Annotated in this window: 20 protein-coding genes; 13 read left to right on the plus strand and 7 right to left on the minus strand. The window is 48.4% G+C overall.

All coding sequences use genetic code 11. From position 1 onward, the window contains the following. Nucleotides 1–148 precede the first annotated feature (148 nt). The 3 genes from BRW63_RS03600 to BRW63_RS03610 all read left to right on the plus strand — a co-directional run bounded on the left by BRW63_RS03600 (nt 149) and on the right by BRW63_RS03610 (nt 2699). On the plus strand, nt 149–364 hold the full coding sequence (locus tag BRW63_RS03600; RefSeq protein ID WP_073069536.1) for a DNA-directed RNA polymerase subunit alpha C-terminal domain-containing protein: 216 nt from the start codon (nt 149–151) through the stop codon (nt 362–364). A 35-nt stretch (nt 365–399) separates the two neighbouring features. Next, nucleotides 400–1932 (plus strand): hypothetical protein, encoded by a 1533-nt coding sequence (locus BRW63_RS03605; protein ID WP_073069537.1) that lies wholly within the window; start codon nt 400–402, stop codon nt 1930–1932. Nucleotides 1933–2384: 452 nt separating this feature from the next. Beyond that, complete coding sequence (locus BRW63_RS03610; RefSeq protein ID WP_073069538.1) at nt 2385–2699, plus strand: DUF6679 family protein; 315 nt, start codon at nt 2385–2387, stop codon at nt 2697–2699. Between the two features lie 43 nt (nt 2700–2742). Here BRW63_RS03610 and BRW63_RS03615 read toward each other — a convergent pair whose 3' ends face one another. Together BRW63_RS03615 and BRW63_RS03620 are read right to left on the minus strand one after the other, a co-directional pair. Then, nucleotides 2743–3105 carry a cupin domain-containing protein gene (locus BRW63_RS03615; RefSeq protein WP_073069539.1) on the minus strand — a complete coding sequence of 121 codons (363 nt, stop codon included), beginning with the start codon at nt 3103–3105 and terminating at the stop codon, nt 2743–2745. 39 nt (nt 3106–3144) lie between these two features. After that, the gene (locus tag BRW63_RS03620; protein WP_223257278.1) at nt 3145–3456 is read right to left on the minus strand and encodes a hypothetical protein; all 312 of its coding nucleotides are present in this window, start codon (nt 3454–3456) and stop codon (nt 3145–3147) included. Nucleotides 3457–3619: 163 nt separating this feature from the next. Between BRW63_RS03620 and BRW63_RS03625 the strand changes: the two genes are divergently transcribed. From BRW63_RS03625 to BRW63_RS03635, 3 genes are all read left to right on the plus strand, one after another. After that, nucleotides 3620–5053 (plus strand): HlyD family type I secretion periplasmic adaptor subunit, encoded by a 1434-nt coding sequence (locus BRW63_RS03625; RefSeq protein WP_073069540.1) that lies wholly within the window; start codon nt 3620–3622, stop codon nt 5051–5053. A gap of 319 nt (nt 5054–5372) precedes the next feature. Then, nucleotides 5373–6728, plus strand: a complete 1356-nt coding sequence (gene rimO, locus BRW63_RS03630) for a 30S ribosomal protein S12 methylthiotransferase RimO (RefSeq protein WP_073069541.1) — start codon at nt 5373–5375, stop codon at nt 6726–6728. A 206-nt stretch (nt 6729–6934) separates the two neighbouring features. Beyond that, on the plus strand, nt 6935–8350 hold the full coding sequence (locus BRW63_RS03635) for a DEAD/DEAH box helicase (RefSeq protein WP_073069542.1): 1416 nt from the start codon (nt 6935–6937) through the stop codon (nt 8348–8350). A 257-nt stretch (nt 8351–8607) separates the two neighbouring features. Here BRW63_RS03635 and BRW63_RS03640 read toward each other — a convergent pair whose 3' ends face one another. Next, a complete protein-coding gene (locus BRW63_RS03640; RefSeq protein ID WP_073069543.1) occupies nt 8608–8976 on the minus strand; it encodes a response regulator in 369 nt (122 codons plus the stop codon). 192 nt (nt 8977–9168) lie between these two features. Then, the gene (locus tag BRW63_RS03645) at nt 9169–10119 is read right to left on the minus strand and encodes an aldo/keto reductase (RefSeq protein ID WP_181314323.1); all 951 of its coding nucleotides are present in this window, start codon (nt 10117–10119) and stop codon (nt 9169–9171) included. Nucleotides 10120–10283: 164 nt separating this feature from the next. Between BRW63_RS03645 and BRW63_RS03650 the strand changes: the two genes are divergently transcribed. Both BRW63_RS03650 and BRW63_RS03655 read left to right on the plus strand, forming a co-directional pair. Further along, a complete protein-coding gene (locus tag BRW63_RS03650) occupies nt 10284–11705 on the plus strand; it encodes a BCD family MFS transporter (RefSeq protein ID WP_073069544.1) in 1422 nt (473 codons plus the stop codon). Between the two features lie 14 nt (nt 11706–11719). After that, nucleotides 11720–12532, plus strand: coding sequence for an inositol monophosphatase family protein (locus tag BRW63_RS03655; RefSeq protein ID WP_073069545.1), 813 nt, complete (start codon nt 11720–11722; stop codon nt 12530–12532). Here BRW63_RS03655 and BRW63_RS03660 read toward each other — a convergent pair. Next, entirely contained in the window at nt 12529–13311 is a 783-nt protein-coding gene (locus BRW63_RS03660; protein ID WP_073069546.1) for an SAM hydrolase/SAM-dependent halogenase family protein, read from the minus strand. The two genes, BRW63_RS03655 and BRW63_RS03660, sit on opposite strands and share 4 nt — an antisense overlap. 117 nt (nt 13312–13428) lie before the next feature. Between BRW63_RS03660 and pirA the strand changes: the two genes are divergently transcribed. The 3 genes from pirA (at nt 13429) to BRW63_RS03670 (ending at nt 14999) form a co-directional block, all read left to right on the plus strand. Beyond that, nucleotides 13429–13584: an arginine synthesis PII-interacting regulator PirA gene (gene pirA / locus BRW63_RS28060; RefSeq protein WP_181314324.1), complete on the plus strand. Its 156-nt coding sequence runs from the start codon at nt 13429–13431 to the stop codon at nt 13582–13584. Between the two features lie 208 nt (nt 13585–13792). Further along, on the plus strand, nt 13793–14713 hold the full coding sequence (gene thyD / locus BRW63_RS03665) for a thylakoid membrane protein ThyD (protein ID WP_073069547.1): 921 nt from the start codon (nt 13793–13795) through the stop codon (nt 14711–14713). Between the two features lie 94 nt (nt 14714–14807). Next, nucleotides 14808–14999 (plus strand): hypothetical protein, encoded by a 192-nt coding sequence (locus tag BRW63_RS03670; protein WP_073069548.1) that lies wholly within the window; start codon nt 14808–14810, stop codon nt 14997–14999. Nucleotides 15000–15019: 20 nt separating this feature from the next. Here the strand turns inward: BRW63_RS03670 and BRW63_RS03675 are convergent, their stop codons facing one another. After that, nucleotides 15020–15373 carry a DUF6439 family protein gene (locus BRW63_RS03675; protein WP_317615786.1) on the minus strand — a complete coding sequence of 118 codons (354 nt, stop codon included), beginning with the start codon at nt 15371–15373 and terminating at the stop codon, nt 15020–15022. Nucleotides 15374–15396: 23 nt separating this feature from the next. Here BRW63_RS03675 and BRW63_RS03680 point away from each other — a divergent pair, with 23 nt between their 5' ends. Both BRW63_RS03680 and asnS read left to right on the plus strand, forming a co-directional pair. After that, nucleotides 15397–15831 carry a hypothetical protein gene (locus BRW63_RS03680; RefSeq protein WP_073069549.1) on the plus strand — a complete coding sequence of 145 codons (435 nt, stop codon included), beginning with the start codon at nt 15397–15399 and terminating at the stop codon, nt 15829–15831. A gap of 4 nt (nt 15832–15835) precedes the next feature. Further along, the gene (gene asnS / locus BRW63_RS03685; protein WP_073069550.1) at nt 15836–17224 is read left to right on the plus strand and encodes an asparagine--tRNA ligase; all 1389 of its coding nucleotides are present in this window, start codon (nt 15836–15838) and stop codon (nt 17222–17224) included. A 72-nt stretch (nt 17225–17296) separates the two neighbouring features. Here the strand turns inward: asnS and BRW63_RS03690 are convergent, their stop codons facing one another. Then, entirely contained in the window at nt 17297–17440 is a 144-nt protein-coding gene (locus BRW63_RS03690; protein WP_073069551.1) for a high light inducible protein, read from the minus strand. Nucleotides 17441–17531: the final 91 nt, after the last annotated feature.

Genomic DNA, 17531 nt, shown 5'->3' on the forward strand with positions numbered 1-17531 from the left:
AGCGCGATCGAGTTCTAGAGTTCCCGGATAAGAATGAGGACGATCAGATTGAGTGATTGAATGTGAGATAGGGGCGATCGAGAAGGCAATTCTTCAGAAAGCTCTAGACTAGAATTCAAAACTCCTATTTTCAAACACTTTTAGAGTTATGAATGACGCGCTCGATCGCAGACCCATTGAAGATCTTCAGCTTTCGATGAAGGCACTCGGTTCGCTTAAACGCACTCAAATCCAGACGATCGGCGATCTGATGAATTACACCGAAGAAGATCTAAAAATTTTAGACCCGCAATCGGGTGAAGAAGTGATTCAGGCGCTTCAGCAGCGATTAGGGTTAACCCTGCCTGAAAACGATTTGCAGTAATCTATACTGAATTCTCAAGTGTTTGATCATTGAGTATGCAACCCACGCCAACCGCTCCGCCCAAGCAGTTTTTTCAACCGCTCGATCGTGCCGCGCTATTTGTGATGGCAATTTTGAGCGTTGTGATTGGGCTGCTGTTATTGAGCGGCGATCGCAGTGCCCCACGAGTCCGTGATTTTAGCTGGCAAAACAAGCAAGTTGGCTCAGATGATAGTGCGTTTGTGCTGACGTTTAGTCGCCCGATGGATCACAACAGCGTTGAGCAAAACTTGCAAATCGAGCCATCTTTGCCCGGAAAGACAAGCTGGGCAGGGCGACGAATGGCGTATACCCTGAATGCGCCTGCTCCTTATGGCACGTCTTTTAATGTCAAGCTGCAAAACGCTCAAGACCGCTTTACTCAAGAGGGCAGCGATCGCGTCAGCATTCAGCCATTTGTCGGAAACTTTCAGAGCCGCGATCGTGCCTTTGCCTACATTGGGGTTGACGGAGACGAAGCGGGACGGCTGATTCTCTTTAACATGACAAAGCAGGAGAAAAAAATCCTGACTCCTCAAAATCTAGTGGTAATGGACTTTAAGCCCTATACCCAAAGCGATCGGATTCTTTTTTCTGCCATCGAGCGCGCCAATCAGTCCCAAACGTTAGTGGATCAAAAACTCTACACCGTTACAACCGGACTTGCGATCAATTCCCCTGCCCAACCCAGTGATATTCAAAAATCTGATTGGGATTTCTTTAACTCAGTTAAACCCTCGCCTAGCCCGTCATCTGGACAAATTGAGCGCGTTCTCGACAATCAAGATTACCAAAATCTCAAATTCGATGTGTCACCCGATGGAAACGTGATTGTCGTGCAGCGCGTCAGTCGCAAAAATCCCAACGATTTTGGGCCGTGGATCATTCGTCAAGGCTCTGCGCCCCAGCCGTTAGATAATAAACAGCCTGGCGGTGAATTTTTAATTACGCCCGACAGTTCGTCTCTCGCGATCGCGCAAGGGCAAGGACTCGCCATCATTCCTCTGCAACCCCAGGCTGATCCGCTAGACTTTTTACCCAAGTTTGGCACTGTGCTGAGTTTCTCCAAAGATGGCTCCAGCGCCGCAATGCTAAAGTTCAACACTGATTACACCCGATCGCTGTTTCTCGTGACCAATCAAGGAGACTCAAAAGAAATCTTTAAAACCACAGGCTCGATCGTCAGCGCTCAGTTTGACCCCACCGAGCAGATTCTCTATTGTTTGTTGACTAATCTCATTCCGGGTGCCACTTATCAAGAACAGCCCTATCTCGCCGCGATCGACCTCAAAACTGCCATGACCCAAGGCGGTGAACGTGCCCTGCATCCAATGGTGCTGCTGCCTAAACAGCGAGATATTCAGATGAGCCTTGCCCCCGATGGGTTAGCGCTGATCTTTGACCAAACCGATGGAGATGCTCAGTCGCCCGATGGCAAATCACTGGCTAACGGCCGTCTCTGGCTCTTGCCTCTCACTGGCAATTTAACCGCTAAAGTTCAACCCGAAGCTCTGCCCATGCCCGGATTTCATCCCCGTTGGCTTCCTTGACCTCAAAACTTGTTAGTCTATATTTAGTCACTTTGCTTAACAATGGCTAGAATAGTTGGTACAATCCGATACTTAGAGGCAGTTAACTAGCAAGACCTTGAAAGGCTCGTAAACTTATGGGAACGCTTTGCACAATGGCTAGATTCATCGATGCCCCATCCCAAGCCCCTGACCGATGCCGATATGCCTGTGCTTCTCACCCGTCTGATCAACCCTTGCTCTTTTGATTCAATCCCTGCACTTTATTAAACTGAGCCACTTCAACCTTTGCCTACCTTAAATGATTTGTACCAACGTCAGCAATCCTCTCTCAGCAGGAAAATGAAAAATGGTGCCGACAAGGAGATCGGATTCTTCCTTGCCAGATTTGAAGAACACTGCCACTCTAAAGCTTAGGGAATCGCAGTTTCAAGATGCAGTTTTAAGAGTCATTTGCTCAGGAGAAGCAATACATGCTACACCGCAAGATCTATCAACTCTGTTGCGATGGTCGAGAAGTCTGGATTTTCTTGCGGGATCAGCAACGCTGGATTGAGCGTGCCAAGATTCTAGATATCGAAGGCGATCTGGTCACGTTGCGTTATGAAACCGAAGAAGACGACGAAAATTGCTCTTGGGAGGAAATGGTGCGCCTAGAAAGCATTGGGGCTGTCACTCAGAAGCTTGCTTCTGTACCGAAAGGAAATGTCGATCCCCTAGTTTCGGATGATTGTCCAGAGGCCGAACAGCTTCCTAAGCGCCATTACCCAGAGTTAAACCAAGATTAGCAATCGTCAGGGGTGAAGATTAATTTCATCACCCTGCGATCGCTCATTGGTAGACCGTTTCATCTTCCTTCTGCCAAGCTGGGTCAACAATACAGATGAAAACTAGCGGCTCGTTGCCACTGTTGTAGATAAACTGTGTTGCACTGGGCGGAATATAAATGGCATCCCCAGGCTCTACGGTCTGGGTTTCGTCGTTAATGTGCATCTCTCCCTCGCCCGTGAGAATGTAATAGACTTCAGATGTAGTCAGCGCATGGGGAATCGAGGTTTGTCCGACTGGGACGATCGCATGTGCCAGACTATATCTCAAATCTAACGGCTGCTTGTCTGGGTGAAATAACTCACGCAGCAGCGTTCCGTCGCCAGCTACAAACTCTGGACAGTGACTGAGTTTTTGCACCAACATGACGATCGTCTCCACCGTTCCAAATTCTTCTCTAAAATCTTAGTAGAGATTGGGAGCCGGATCATAGTCAGGACAGTGAATGGCATCTTCAGACAGCGCGATCGAGGGGTGAACCGTACACTTAAGCCCGTAATCACCCGTAAAATATTGACAGTTTGCACAAGGGATCTGGTGCATCTGTCTAGCTCTGCCCACGCCCTCAAACACAGTTGAAAACAAACTCCAGACTGTGAGAATCACAAATAACCAGGCAGACACAAAGCAAATTGGCACCAAAAACGGTTGAATGGCATGAACTAGTGGATAAAGGAGTTGAAACACAGGTGTGTCACCATTGACATAAATGGGCATTCTGGATTCATATTAGTAGGCTGGTCTACGATCGTCGCCTCGCTTAAGAGTTATTCAGGTGTCGTTACATTCTGTAACCTTTGATAGACTTTCCGGTCGATCGGCTATCTTTGAGGCTAGTGTACCTGGCTGTTTATTTCTGCCCCGGTAAAACAAAAGACTTATGCGCGTTTCTCTTTCTTCCACTCCCGCTCAATCTCAGCAAGTCAAACAACAGCTTGCTAACCCTGAAGATTCGCTCTCGTTTGAGCTTGGCAAAGCCGTTCAAGAGTTGCCACCTCTCTACACTCGCATTCTGGCAGGAACGGTCAGCGCGATCGTGTTTGGCACGATCGGCTGGGCGCACTTTAGCCAAATTGATGAAGTGGCGATCACTCAAGGCAAAACCGTTCCCTCGACCGAAGTTCGACCAATTCGAGCACTTGGGGTCGGCAGCGTCTCTCAAACTAGAGTCAAAGCTGGAAGCGTTGTCAAAAAGGGAGATATCTTAGTCGAAATCGATCCAGGAGTTAGCGAAACGAATGTCGCGAGTCTAGAAACAGATGCCCAAAAGATTCAAGAAGATGTCAATCGTCTAGAAGCAGAGAGCCGAGGGCAAACGGTTTCAGGGGGAAATCCCATCCAAGATCAGTTGTTGAACGCACGTCAACGAGAATTTACTGAAAAGCAAGCTGGAGCAATCGCCGAAGCCAATCGTCAAATCGCGACGATTAACGAAGCGCAAACTCGCCTAGAGCGATATCAAGAAAACCTGGCGAATGCTCAGACAACGCTGCAAAATGCTAAAGCCAATCTCGTCACGGCTCAAGAGCGAGAGAGAAGCCTCCGCACGCTGATTGCCAGCAATGCTGTTCCCCGGTTAGATTATCTCAACGCCATCGATCAGGTCACCAATGCCAAAAACCAGATCAACGATGCAGAAGATAAAATTACGTCTCTAGCGAAAGAAGCCGAAGCTCAACAGGATCGAATTCATCAAGCGCAGCAAGCTTTTGAGTCAGCAAAAAGCACGTCTCAGGGCTTGGCTCCTCAGCGTCAAGGCGAAATTCTGACTCAACTCAACCAACGCCGTGAAGAGTTGACGAAAAAGCTCGGCGAGATTGCGATCGCCAAAAAGCAGCAGTCTGACAAAGAAACCGTCACCGCTCCCTTTGATGGAACAGTCTACAACATTAAAGTGACTCAAGGCCCAGTGCAGCAGGGCGAAGAATTGCTTTCGATTTCGCCTAACAATCAAGACCTCGTTCTAGAAGCTAAAGTTCTCAACCGAGATATTGGCTTTGTTCGGCCCGGCATGAATGCGAAAATTAAATTAGCGACCTTTCCTTATCAAGAGTTTGGCGTTATCGAGGGTGAAGTGCTTCAGATCAGCCCAGATGCCGTCGTTGAGAAAGATGAAAACGGTCGCGATATGGGTCCGGTCTTCTTGGCTAAGATTCGGCTCGACAAAAGTGCCATTAGCGTCCGGGGTCAAGACGTTGCACTAACTCCTGGTATGACAGGTGCCGCTGAGATCGTGACCCGTAAGAAGTCAATTCTCAGCTTCCTGATTGAACCTGTGACTAAGAAATTTAGCGAAGCGTTCTCAGTCAGATAGATTAAGAAGTGTAAAAGACGAAGGAGAAAAGGTGGATTGCAGCGGTTTAGGGTTTAAGCTTGAAAAAGCGCAAAACAGTGTATAGACGTAGATTTTTGCCTTTCCCCTTTTCTGATTGAAAAAGAATCTATTTAACAGAACGTAATATTTCCAATTTTGCGCTATCATAGAGATCAACGTAACAAAGCGATTGCGAGTATCTGTATCCATTAAGCATTTGGCTCCTTGGATGGGAAGCGAGGGGAAGAGCCGTCGCACCGACGATCGCTACGGTTTAAACCGATACTAACCCTTCGTTATTCACTCCATCAGGTTTTTCATGGGCAACAAGCCAACTATTGCCATCTCTCATTTAGGCTGCGAAAAAAACAGAATTGACACCGAGCATATGCTCGGTCTGCTAGTGCAAGCAGGTTATGAGGTTGACGCAAACGATGAACTCGCAGATTATGTAATCGTCAACACGTGCAGTTTTATTCAAGCGGCGCGAGAAGAGTCAGTTCGGACGTTAGTAGAACTGGCAGAAGCCAACAAAAAGATTGTGATCACGGGCTGCATGGCGCAGCACTTTCAAGAGCAACTGTTAGACGAACTCCCCGAAGCTGTCGCGCTGGTTGGGACGGGCGACTATCACAAGATCGTAGACGTGATCGAGCGGACTGAATTGGGAGAGCGAGTCACCGAAGTCTCGCAAGAACCCACCTATATTGCAGATGAAACGACTCCTCGTTATCGCACCACAACTGAAGGAGTTGCTTATCTCAGAATTGCAGAAGGTTGTGACTATCGTTGCGCCTTTTGCATCATTCCCCACCTGCGCGGAAACCAACGATCGCGCACGATCGAGTCCATTGTCGCCGAAGCAAACCAGCTTGTCTCAGAAGGCGTTCGGGAGATTATTTTAATCTCTCAAATCACGACAAACTATGGCTTAGATATTTATGGGGAACCCAGACTGGCAGAATTGATTCGGGCACTGGGCGAAGTAGATATTCCCTGGGTTCGGATGCATTATGCCTATCCTACGGGCTTAACGCCTAGCGTGATGGCGGCGATGCAAGAAACGCCTAACGTTCTGCCCTATTTAGACTTGCCCCTTCAGCACTCCCACCCAGAGATTCTTCGATCAATGAATCGTCCCTGGCAGGGTCGGGTAAATGACGGCATCATTGAGCGCATCAAATCAGCGTTACCCGATGCCGTGCTGAGAACCACTTTCATCGTGGGATTCCCCGGTGAAACCGATGAACAGTTTGAACATTTGCTGCAATTTGTTCAACGTCACGAGTTCGATCATGTAGGGGTCTTCACCTTCTCCCCCGAAGAGGAAACCCCCGCCTACGAGTTGCCCAACCAGTTACCGCAATCGGTAATGGATGCCCGTCGCGATGCCTTAATGCAGATTCAGCAACCGATTTCTCTTAGACGGAATCGATCGCAGATTGGCAAGGTTGTCGATGTTTTGATTGAGCAAGAAAACCCGGAAACGGGTGAGTTAGTCGGTCGGTCTGCCCGCTTTTCGCCAGAGGTGGATGGACTGGTGTATGTCCAGGGTGAGGCATCGCTAGGGGCACTGGTGCCAGTAGCGATCGTCGATGCCGATATCTATGACCTGTATGGGCATGTTGCGACCGCAGCAGACCTGATGCAGAACCCCTTAGTGGCGACTCGATGAGGGTTTCGATGTCCCTGTTTTACTAAAAGCGATCTGAGATGCGTCGTTTTTGATGACCGTCTCTCCCGCATGTCTCGCATGTTTTATACCGCGCCTTTTCCGATGGTGTAACCAGTAGGATTGACCGTGCCTGAGTTTTCTCAGGACATCTTGATCCCCCTCATCGAAATAATGGCGTATGACCTTTGACCTATTAGGAGCATTCAATGACCCTTTCTTTCCAAAGCCTTGGACTTTCTGAAACTCGCGTTCGTAACTTAGAAGAGTTGGGCTTTACTGCCCCGACCGCGATTCAAGCCCAAGCCATTCCTCACCTACTCGCGGGCCGCGATGTGGTGGGTCAAGCCCAAACCGGAACAGGCAAGACTGCCGCATTCGCTCTGCCTATCTTGGAGCGGATTGATCCCAAAAATCCCGCAGTGCAAGCGCTGATCCTGACACCGACTCGTGAGTTGGCAATGCAGGTATGTCAGGCAACCCGCACGTTTGTGGACGACAAGCGCGTCCAAGTCTTAGCAATTTACGGTGGACAGTCGATCGACCAGCAAATTTCTCGACTACGCAAAGGTTCTCAAATCGTCGTCGGCACACCGGGGCGGGTGATTGACCTCCTCAGCCGGGGTGACTTAAAGCTCAATCAGTTGAGTTGGATGGTGCTAGACGAAGCAGATGAAATGCTGAACATGGGCTTCATTCAGGATGTCGAAAAGATCCTGAACCAGGCGCCTGTTGAGCGTCAAACTGCCTTCTTCTCTGCCACGATGGAGCCTTCAGTTCGGAAGCTGGTGACGAAGTTCTTGAGATCGCCCGTGACGGTGACGATCGAGCAACCCAAAGCCGCCCCAAATCGCATTAATCAAGTCGCTTACACCATCCCCCGTGGTTGGACGAAAGCGCGGGCGCTGCAACCCATTCTAGAGTTGGAAGATCCCGATACGGCTCTAATCTTTGTGCGGACTCGTCGCGCTGCTGCCGAACTGACCAGTCAACTACAAGCTGCCGGACATAGTGTGGATGAGTATCATGGCGATCTCACCCAGACTCAGCGCGAACGTCTGTTAATCAGGTTCCGTCAGCGTCAGGTGCGTTGGGTAGTTGCAACAGATATCGCAGCACGAGGCATTCACGTTGATGATCTCACCCATGTGATCAACTACGATTTGCCCGACAGCGTTGAAAGCTATGTCCACCGCATCGGTCGAACCGGACGCGCTGGCAAAGAAGGCACCGCAATTTCGTTGGTTCACGCCCTTGATCGTCGTAAACTGCGCGACATTGAGAACCACGTGCGTCAGCGTTTAGAGATTCGCAATGTGCCGACTCGTGCCGAAATCGAAGCTCGTTACTTAGACAAGCTACAAGGTCAGGTGCGCGAAGCTCTGACGGGTGAGCGGATGGCTTCGTTCTTGCCGATCGTGGCGCAACTGGCTGAAGAGTTTGAACCCCACACGATCGCGGCAGCCGCTCTGCAAATGGTTTACGACAAGACTCGTCCTTCTTGGATGGCTTCTGGTAGTGATCCCGTTGCGGATGATGCGCCTCGTTCACGCGGTGGCGGTGGCAGCGGTTCTGATAAGCCCAAGCCTGTCAAACGGGTAAAGACTTCTGCTAATTCTAATTAACGTGAATTCGACGGCTTCGTTACAGTTTGTCGTGCCCCTAAATCCCTCAAGTTTGGGGACTTCAAGCCAAAATTTCCGGTTCAAAGTCCCCCAGAATGGGGGATTTAGGGGGCAGAAGCCGCTGACAACGCAGCGAAAAAACTCGTCGAACTGACGTTAATTAGTGCGAACGGCAGTAGAAAATAGCTAAAGTTAGCGGGTTGAGGAGGTTCCTTAACTCGCTTTTTTGATTGAAAATTGCGGTTGTGAACGATCGTTTACGCTTGCTCTAACAAATGTCTTACGGCGTTCACCATTTCTAAGGGTTTATATGGTTTGGCGATGTAGGCATCGGCTCCTTGCTTTAGGCCCCAATAGCGATCGAACTCTTCGTCTTTTATAGTACACATCATGACAGGAATGTTCTTCGTTCGGGGATCGCTCTTGATCCAGCGACACAGTTCGTAGCCGTTCATTCGTGGCATGACAATATCAGTAATTACGAGATCTGGGTGATGGGTCTGAATTTGCTTGATCGCTTCGATGCCGTCGATCGCCTCAATCACCGCATATCCACTGCTTTCAAGATACTCTGCGAGAATTAACCGAACCGTCGTGCTATCGTCAACAACTAAAACTGCACTCATAAACGCTTGTGTCAGTCAATCCACAGGACTGCTCCTTCTTGACCTATTATTCGCGTCGAGAGTTCTTAACTCCGGAATTTTTGTGTGGGAAAATCGTAAAGAGCGCCATTGAGTGACAAGTTTTGAACTTTAAAGGTCAAGCGAACCGCTTTAACTAAAAGTTTCACTCCTGTCACTCATGAGGCTATTTTTTTAGCGGCGATCGCGAGTCAATAAATCGAGCTTTGTGAATTCGTCTGCATCAAGTGACCAACCTAGAGCGCCTGCATTTTGTCGAGCTTGATCAGCGTTTTTGGCACCAGGGATCGGAATCACATTGCCTTGAGTGATGAGCCAATTCAGCGCGACTTGAGCGGGCATTTTATCGTGCTTTTGTCCGATCTCACGCATCAAGCTAATGACAGGGGCAAGCTTTTCTAATCCCTGACGGCTGAATCGACTATCTAGCTTTCGAGCACCCGTCACGGAGTCCGCATTTTCAGGCGTATATTTCCCGGTCAATAACCCTTGAGCTAAAGGACTGTATGCCAAAATTGTCACCCCTAAGTCACGGGCAGTATTGAAAATCCCATTCGTCTCGATCTGGCGAGTGATTAGTGAATGACGAACTTGATTGACCGCTAGAGGAACCCCTTTTGCGGCTAAATAGTCGTGAGCTTCCCGCATTTGTTGAGCCGAATAATTGCTGACTCCGATCGTTGCAATTCGCCCTCGCTTCACTTCTTCTGCTAATGCCTCCATTAGTGTTTTTTTGCTCATAAAAAAGTCGAACGGCATATGAACTTGGTAAAGCGCAATGCGATCGATTTGGAGCCGCTTCAAACTTTCTGATACCGCTTCATGAACTGACTCTGCCGAAAATCGCCAGGGCAACGGCATATATTTTGTGGCAATTTGTACCGGGCGATCGGTTTGCTTCATAAACCGCCCTAACAGCTTTTCTGACTCGCCCAAGCCATAGATTTCTGCTGTATCAAAAAAATCAACTCCAGAGGCAATCGTGGCATCAAACGCTTCTTTGACCTGCGCTTCACCATATTCTTTGCCATAGCTCCAAAACAGCGAGTCGCCCCATTGCCAAGTGCCGATGCCAAGCGGTGGAATCGCAGGAAGATTTGCGCCAAAGGAAATGGACTGCACCATAAAAATTTGATCTGATTTAAGGACTTAACATTTCTTAGTCTAGCGATTTGCAAGCAGGGGCGCGTCCGTCGATCGTTACAAATCCATGGGACTCAAGTCGCCCGATCGCCCTTATCCTAAAAATGAGAAACTGATTTGTCGTGACCTCCGCGTTTTGAGAAACTATGGCGACTAATGATTTTCCTGATCCACAGTTGGTGTCGTCTGAGCCGGTAAAGTCTCTGCCTAAGCTGGGCTTATTCACTATGTTTCGGCTAGGTTTGTTTCAAATGGGGTTGGGGATATTGTCACTGTTGACGCTAGGCGTTCTCAATCAGGTGATGATCTCCGAACTGAAAGTGCCAGGGACGATCGCAGCAGGCACGATCGCCATGTATCAATTTGTGGCTCCGGCTCGGATCTGGTTTGGGCAGATGTCTGACTCGAAACCAATTAGGGGCTATCATCGCACGGGCTATATCTGGAGCGGTATGACTCTACAAGCAGTCTGCCTGTTTTTGGCGGTGCAGGTCGTTTGGAAACTGGGTGCCAGCGCTGCTACGGGCTGGACTACGCAAAGCACGGTTTGGGCTGCCCTACTCGCGTTGATGTTTGGGCTGTATGGCTTGTGTATTAGCGCCAGTTCGACCCCATTTATGGCGCTGCTGGTCGATATCACTGACGAAGATCAGCGATCGAAGGTTGTCGGAATTGTCTGGTCAATGCTGATGATTGGGATTATCATCGGCGCGATCGTCGGGCAAAAAATGCTGACTGGCTTAACGCCCGAAACGTTGCAGCCAGTGGTGAATCGGCTGTTTACAATTTTTCCGATCGCGGTCATTGGTCTCACATTTCTGGCGACATTTGGCATTGAGAAGAAATATTCACGCTATGCGTCACGATCGCAGTTAGCCGAGCGAGAAGATCAAATTACGTTAGGCAGAGCTTTAAAGGTTCTGACTGCCAGCCGACAAACAGGAATCTTTTTCGCGTTTTTGCTGGTGATGACGATTAGTTTATTTCTTCAGCAGCCCGTTTTAGAACCTTATGCCCGCGAAGTGTTTGGCATGACGATCGCCGAAAGTGCCGGACTCAACAAATACTGGGGATACGGCGTTTTGGCGGGAATGGGCATCGGCGGCTTTCTGGTTGTGCCTCGTCTCGGTAAACAGCGGACTGCAAAAATGGGTTGCTTGCTGACGAGCGCTTGTTTTCTGCTGATCATTATTTCTGGCTCTACGCAAACTCAAGTTTTGCTCAAAAGTGCCGTGATTCTGTTTGGCTTGTCTTCGGGTGTGCTGACCAATAGTGCAGTCAGTTTAATGCTGGATCTAACTGCCGCAGAAACCGCAGGAACCTTTGTCGGAGCATGGGGACTGGCTCAAGCTTTGTCTCAAGCCAGCGCAACTTTGGCGGGAGGCGTGATTCTTGACATCGGTCGTCAACTCTTTCAGCAGCCCTTCTTTGCTTTTAGCTTGGTGTTTGCTTGTGAGGCGCTAGGCATGATTTTGGCAGTCATATTGCTGGCGCGAGTCAACGTTCAAGAATTTAGAACGAAGTCTCAAACTGCGATCGCTGCCGTTCTCGAAACCGAACTCGATTAATATTAGATTCCCAAATGACTGATTTTTGGACTCAAATTCTCGATTTTTCTCAAGCCGAAACTCAGCGAGTCGGCACCCAACTGCTACAAGATTTTGGTCAGGCGCAAGCATCTGAAAAATCCGATGGTAGTTTGGTGACCCAATCCGATCAGTGGGCAGATCAAGAATTGCGGAATGCGATCGCTCACACATTTCCAACCCACGGCGTTTTGAGTGAAGAAACCGAACATATTTTCCCCGATCAAGACTGGTGCTGGGTGATTGATCCGTTAGATGGCACGACGAATTTTGCGAGAGGTCTGCCACTCTGGGGCATCTCACTGGGCTTACTTTATAAAGGAATTCCAGTCTTCGGATATGTGCATTTCCCACCGTTGAGACAATCTTTTCACGGGTTTTGGCAAGGTTCATCGGGGCTGACGATGCCAACGGGAGCGTTTCTCAACCAGAAGCCGATTCACGCTAGTCAAGATGCTTTGACGAGCAACCACTTTTTTAATCTGTGCGCTCGAAGTATCTCGGTGCTCAAAAATCCCTTTCCTGCCAAAATTCGGATGTTGGGTGTGTCAACTTACAATTTTTTGACGGTCGCCGCTGGAGCAACTTTAGGAGGAATTGAAGCTACACCAAAAATTTGGGATATCACCGCAGTCTGGGCGATCGTGCAAGCGGCTGGCGCAGTCTGGCACCCACTCGAACCCAATCCCATCTTTCCTTTACAAGTTGGAGAGAATTATAGTCAGCGATCGTTCCCAACGTTGGTCGTCAGTCGCGCCGATTTGCTACCCGTTTTTGAGCCGTTGGTAAGTTCGATCAGAAGCCGTTAAGTTCCATCCATGACGACTGATATTGCACTGCCCCACTTCAGATTAAGTTGTCTTTGAGCATTATCACGACTAGCCGCAATTTCAACCCAGCCATGACTGCCAACTAAAGCAAGAATTTCTCCAGGTTCGCTGTCTGAGTAGGTGGATTTGCTTGGATAAGTCGAGTTCTCTAGGCTGACGCTCCAAGACTTTCCAGCCACTTCGTCACCTGAAATATTTGTAATCAAGTTGCCGAAATGGTCGATCGCTTGAATTACTCCCCAAATCGTGTTTCCTATACAAGTCGGGTTAGCGATCGGCAGATGAATAATCGTTCTCAAACCAATTTCAGTCCCCAGTTCTCTGATCGGTACTCCGCTTGCTAGGTGCGCTCCGATCGGGGCAAAAATGTCACGTCCGTGAAAGGTCGTGCTTGGAGATGACGTGCGCCAATAGAAAGGATTGGTTAACTCAACGGCAGCGATCGCTGAATTCTGGCTCAAAACGCCACTCACTAGCCCATTATCGGGAGCCACTAAAAATCCAGACTCAAGTTGAATGGCGATCGCGCGTCGCAGACTTCCCACGCTGGGATCAACAACTGCTATGTGCACCGTCCCGGCCGGAAAGTAGGGATAGGCGTTCATCAAGTGAAACCGAGCCGCAGCAATGTCTTGAGGTGGAACTTGATGCGTCAGATCAATCATGGTGAGGGTGGGATTGATCTGAGCGATCGTGCCTTTCATCACCGCTACATAGACATCGCTCAACCCAAAATCGCTGAGTAGCGTCAGAATCATAATGATTTCTTATATTTCTAATCATTAATTTTGGTAGTATAAACTACCGTTTGAATCTTAGATGTTATGATTAGAAGACAATCACATAGCACAAATATTTTTTTGGAAATGTCCGATATGAACAGAAATCGTCAGCAAACCTTCACACAAGCTGCCACTGCTCACCGCGAAAATCTGCAAAAAAACTTGCAGCGCCGCATGGAAGCCGCGAGAGACAGAGGCGACGAAAACCTTTTAAAAATGCTCGAAGCAGAAGCAAACTACCTCAAGTAATTTGTGTTCAAGAACCCCAGATCCCGCCTTCAAGTTGGAGTGAATAAAAGGTACAGACTTAATAGTTTGTACCTTTTTGTTATTGATTGCTCAATATTTTTTTTACTGGCTGGGTTTCTCAAGCTCCATCCTTGCCTTGTATACTGAGCTTTGAGTTTTGTAACCCGCCCCACAGAGGCGAATTGTCTCGATTAGGGAGAGAGTATCTATGAAAGTCGCAGTCACAGGGGCAACCGGATTTGTGGGCAGTCGTTTAGTAGAGCGGTTAAACGCTGAGGGGCATCAAGTCATCGTCTTGACTCGCAATGCGACCAAAGCAGAGCAAGCCTTCCCAAACTCTACTGATCCCAATCTAGAAATTGTTGCCTACAATCCAACTCAGTCGGGAGCTTGGCAAGAGAAGATTTCAGGCTGTGATGGCGTGGTGAATCTGGCAGGAGAAGCGATCGCCGAAAATCGGTGGACACCAGAACGCAAACAATCTTTAATGGACAGTCGCAAAATCACGACTCAAAAACTCGTTGAAGCCATTGCCAACGCCAATCCTAAGCCTTCGGTTTTGGTCAATGCCTCCGCGATCGGCTTTTATGGCACTAGCGAAACTGTCACCTTTGACGAAACCAGTGCTGCTGGCAATGATTTTCTGGCAGAAGTTTGCCAAACCTGGGAAGCCGAAGCAAGCAAGGTCAAGGAAAGCGGCGTTCGTCTGGTGATTTTGCGGCTTGGAATTGTTTTAGGAATGGGCGGTGCCTTGGGCAAAATGCTTACGCCTTTTAAGCTGTTTGCAGGTGGGCCGATCGGCAGCGGCAATCAGTGGTTTTCCTGGATTCATCGAGACGATTTAGTCAGCTTGATTTTACGAGCATTGACGCGACCTGAGATGGAAGGGGTTTTTAATGCCACGGCTCCGCAGCCCGTTCGCATGGCGGAGATGACGACGACGCTGGGGCAAGTGATGAATCGTCCTTCGTGGCTCCCGGTGCCCAGTTTTGCGCTAGAAGCGATGTTGGGTGATGGCGCTAAAGTCGTGCTTGAAGGTCAAGAAGTTTTGCCCAAACACACGCTAGCCAATGGATTTGAATATCAATATCTGACGATTAAACCAGCACTAGAGGAAATTTTGGGTTAATTCTATCGGTTTTTCAGAGTTGCTCAAAATTTTGTTATCTTGGCAAAGCAACACGAACACCCCTCACTGCCCAAGGATCACTCTAAACAGAACCATGCAAACCAAGAAATTAGAGCTACTTTTATTAGCGGGATGTTCTTGCCTTTTTACGATGCTTTGTCAGCCGATCGCGCAAGCTGTCACCGCATCTCCTACAGAAACTGTCCTGCAAATCTCTGCCCAGTTAGAGGGCTTATATTGCAGAACTAATTTTCAAGAAAACTACAGAGCCAAAGCTAATAAGTAGCCACTGTCCTGAATCTAGCCCTACTTTTTAGAACCGTGATGTTCGCAAGGTGGGGCTGAAATTGATTTATCCAACCACCCGGCTGCCTGCTGTAATCGCAAAAGCGCCTCTTCGGGCTGATCTTTTAAAAGGAAAATTAGAGCAACGGCGGCTTGTTCACGCGATCGCGCCAGCCGATTTGACTTTAGTCGGTGCCAATCACGATCGCTGATACTCAACTTTTCGGTCAGTGCCTGTGCTAACTCAAGGGCGCTGAACTCAGAAAGCTTGTTGGTTGCGACTGGGTTAGAGGCTTCTGTCTGAGAAGATTGCATCATTGTCAAGTCGGGCATAGAACGCTGCTTTAACGGAATGGGTAAAATGAATTTACTCATTACTCTTACTTTACTACGCTTGAATGCCACCATCCCAAGACCCCGATCGTTTATCCACCAGTCACGAATCCGACGATTCAGCGCTCACCTTTGAGCAAGTTCTTGAGCGCGTGGAGCGATCGCTTCAGGAACTCAAAGAGCGCCATGCCCAAATCGAGCATGATCAGCAGCTTCAAAAGAATTTAGAGGAGCGATCGCAAATGATCCGATCGCAGCTCCGCCAAAGCAAATCTTCTAGCCTTAAATTAGAATTGCAGAAGCTCGAAAAGCAGCTAGAAGAGCTGGAATTTAATCTAGAAAGCCGCTTATTTTCGTGGGCTGGCTTTAAAGAAGTTTTCTGGCAAGCCGTGCGATTTGGTGGACTGGGGATCGCCGTTGGCTGGTCGCTTGCCTTCTACACTTTAAAGAATCCGGCTCCCAACAACACAAGCCCTGCTCCTCAAACCTTAGCCCCCTAATCTCATGACACGACGCATTTCAGAACTGCTGCGCCACGGACAACCCAACGAATTAGTCACGATTAAAGGCTGGGTTCGCACCAAGCGAGAACAGAAAGGCTTCTCGTTTATTGAAGTCAACGATGGTTCGTCGATGGCAGGTTTGCAAGTGGTGATGAACGCTGACTTACCGGACTATGAGTCGATCGTCAAACGACTCAGCACCGGGGCATCGGTTGAAGTATCAGGGGTTTTAGTATCGTCGCTAGGCAAAGGGCAACGTATTGAGGTCAAGGCGAACTCGGTAATCGTTTATGGCGAGGCTGATCCAGAGACCTATCCGCTTCAGAAGAAACGCCATTCGTTTGAGTTTTTGCGAGAGATTGGACATCTGCGATCGCGCACCAATACGCTAGGAGCCGTCTTTAGAGTTCGCAATGCTTGCTCGATGGCAATCCACCAATTCTTTCAAGAACAAGGTTTCATCTGGGTTCACACTCCAATTCTCACAGCAAGCGATTGTGAAGGGGCAGGCGAAATGTTTGCCGTCACTAGTTTGGATCTCAAGAAAGTTCCGTTAACTGAAAATCAATCGGTTGATTACACCCAAGATTTTTTCGGCAAACCTACTTATTTGACAGTCAGCGGACAGCTAGAAGCCGAAATTATGGCAACCGCATTCAGCAATGTCTACACGTTTGGTCCAACGTTTCGCGCCGAAAACTCTAACACGTCTCGTCACTTGGCAGAGTTTTGGATGGTCGAACCAGAAATGGCGTTCTGTGACTTAGAAGGAGACATGGATTTAGCGGAAGCATTCCTCAAATACATCTTTTCTTATGTGCTAGAAAAGTGCCCTGAAGATATGCAGTTTTTTAACGATCGCATCGATAACTCAGTCCTCACAACGGCTGAAAATATTATTCAAAACGAGTTTGAGCGAGTCACTTATACCAAGGCAGTTGAGCTTTTGCTGAAGAGCGATCGACCCTTCGAGTATCCCGTCGAGTGGGGCTTAGATCTGCAATCTGAACACGAGCGGTTTTTAGCCGAGGAACTCTTTAAAAAGCCCGTGATTGTGACAGATTACCCGACACAAATCAAAGCCTTTTATATGCGTTTGAACGAAGACGAAAAAACCGTTCGCGCTATGGATATTCTCGCTCCGAAAATCGGTGAAATTATCGGCGGTTCTCAGCGAGAAGAACGGCTTGATGTTCTAGAACGACGCATTCAAGCACAAGGATTGGAATTAAAAGACTACTGGTGGTATCTAGATTTGCGGAGATATGGCACCGTTCCCCACGCAGGATTTGGGTTGGGATTCGAGCGCTTAGTACAGTTCATGACAGGAATGGGCAACATTCGCGACGTGATTCCATTTCCTAGAACTCCTTTAAACGTCGAGTTTTAAGTCTCAATAAAAAACCTGGAGAGTAATCAAGTTACTTCCAGGCAAATGGTCAGATAAAATCAGTCGTGAGAACTACATCAAACCGAGTTGCTCTAAGATGCCCTTGCCTGTCATTAGCTCAGTAGCGAACCCGATCGCGATGCCTAGCATTGCTAGACGACCGTTCCAAGACTCAGCAAACTTGGTAAAGCCGATTTTGCCTTCTTGCTTTTCCATGATGATTGCCTCACTCTAAAGATATATTTCTTCATACAACTTAACGCTTCTCAAAGCATTTGGCAACAATTTGCCTGATATCAAGGCTTCC

The organism is Phormidesmis priestleyi ULC007, assembly GCF_001895925.1.
Taxonomy (GTDB): Bacteria; Cyanobacteriota; Cyanobacteriia; order Leptolyngbyales; family Leptolyngbyaceae; genus Phormidesmis_A; species Phormidesmis_A priestleyi_A.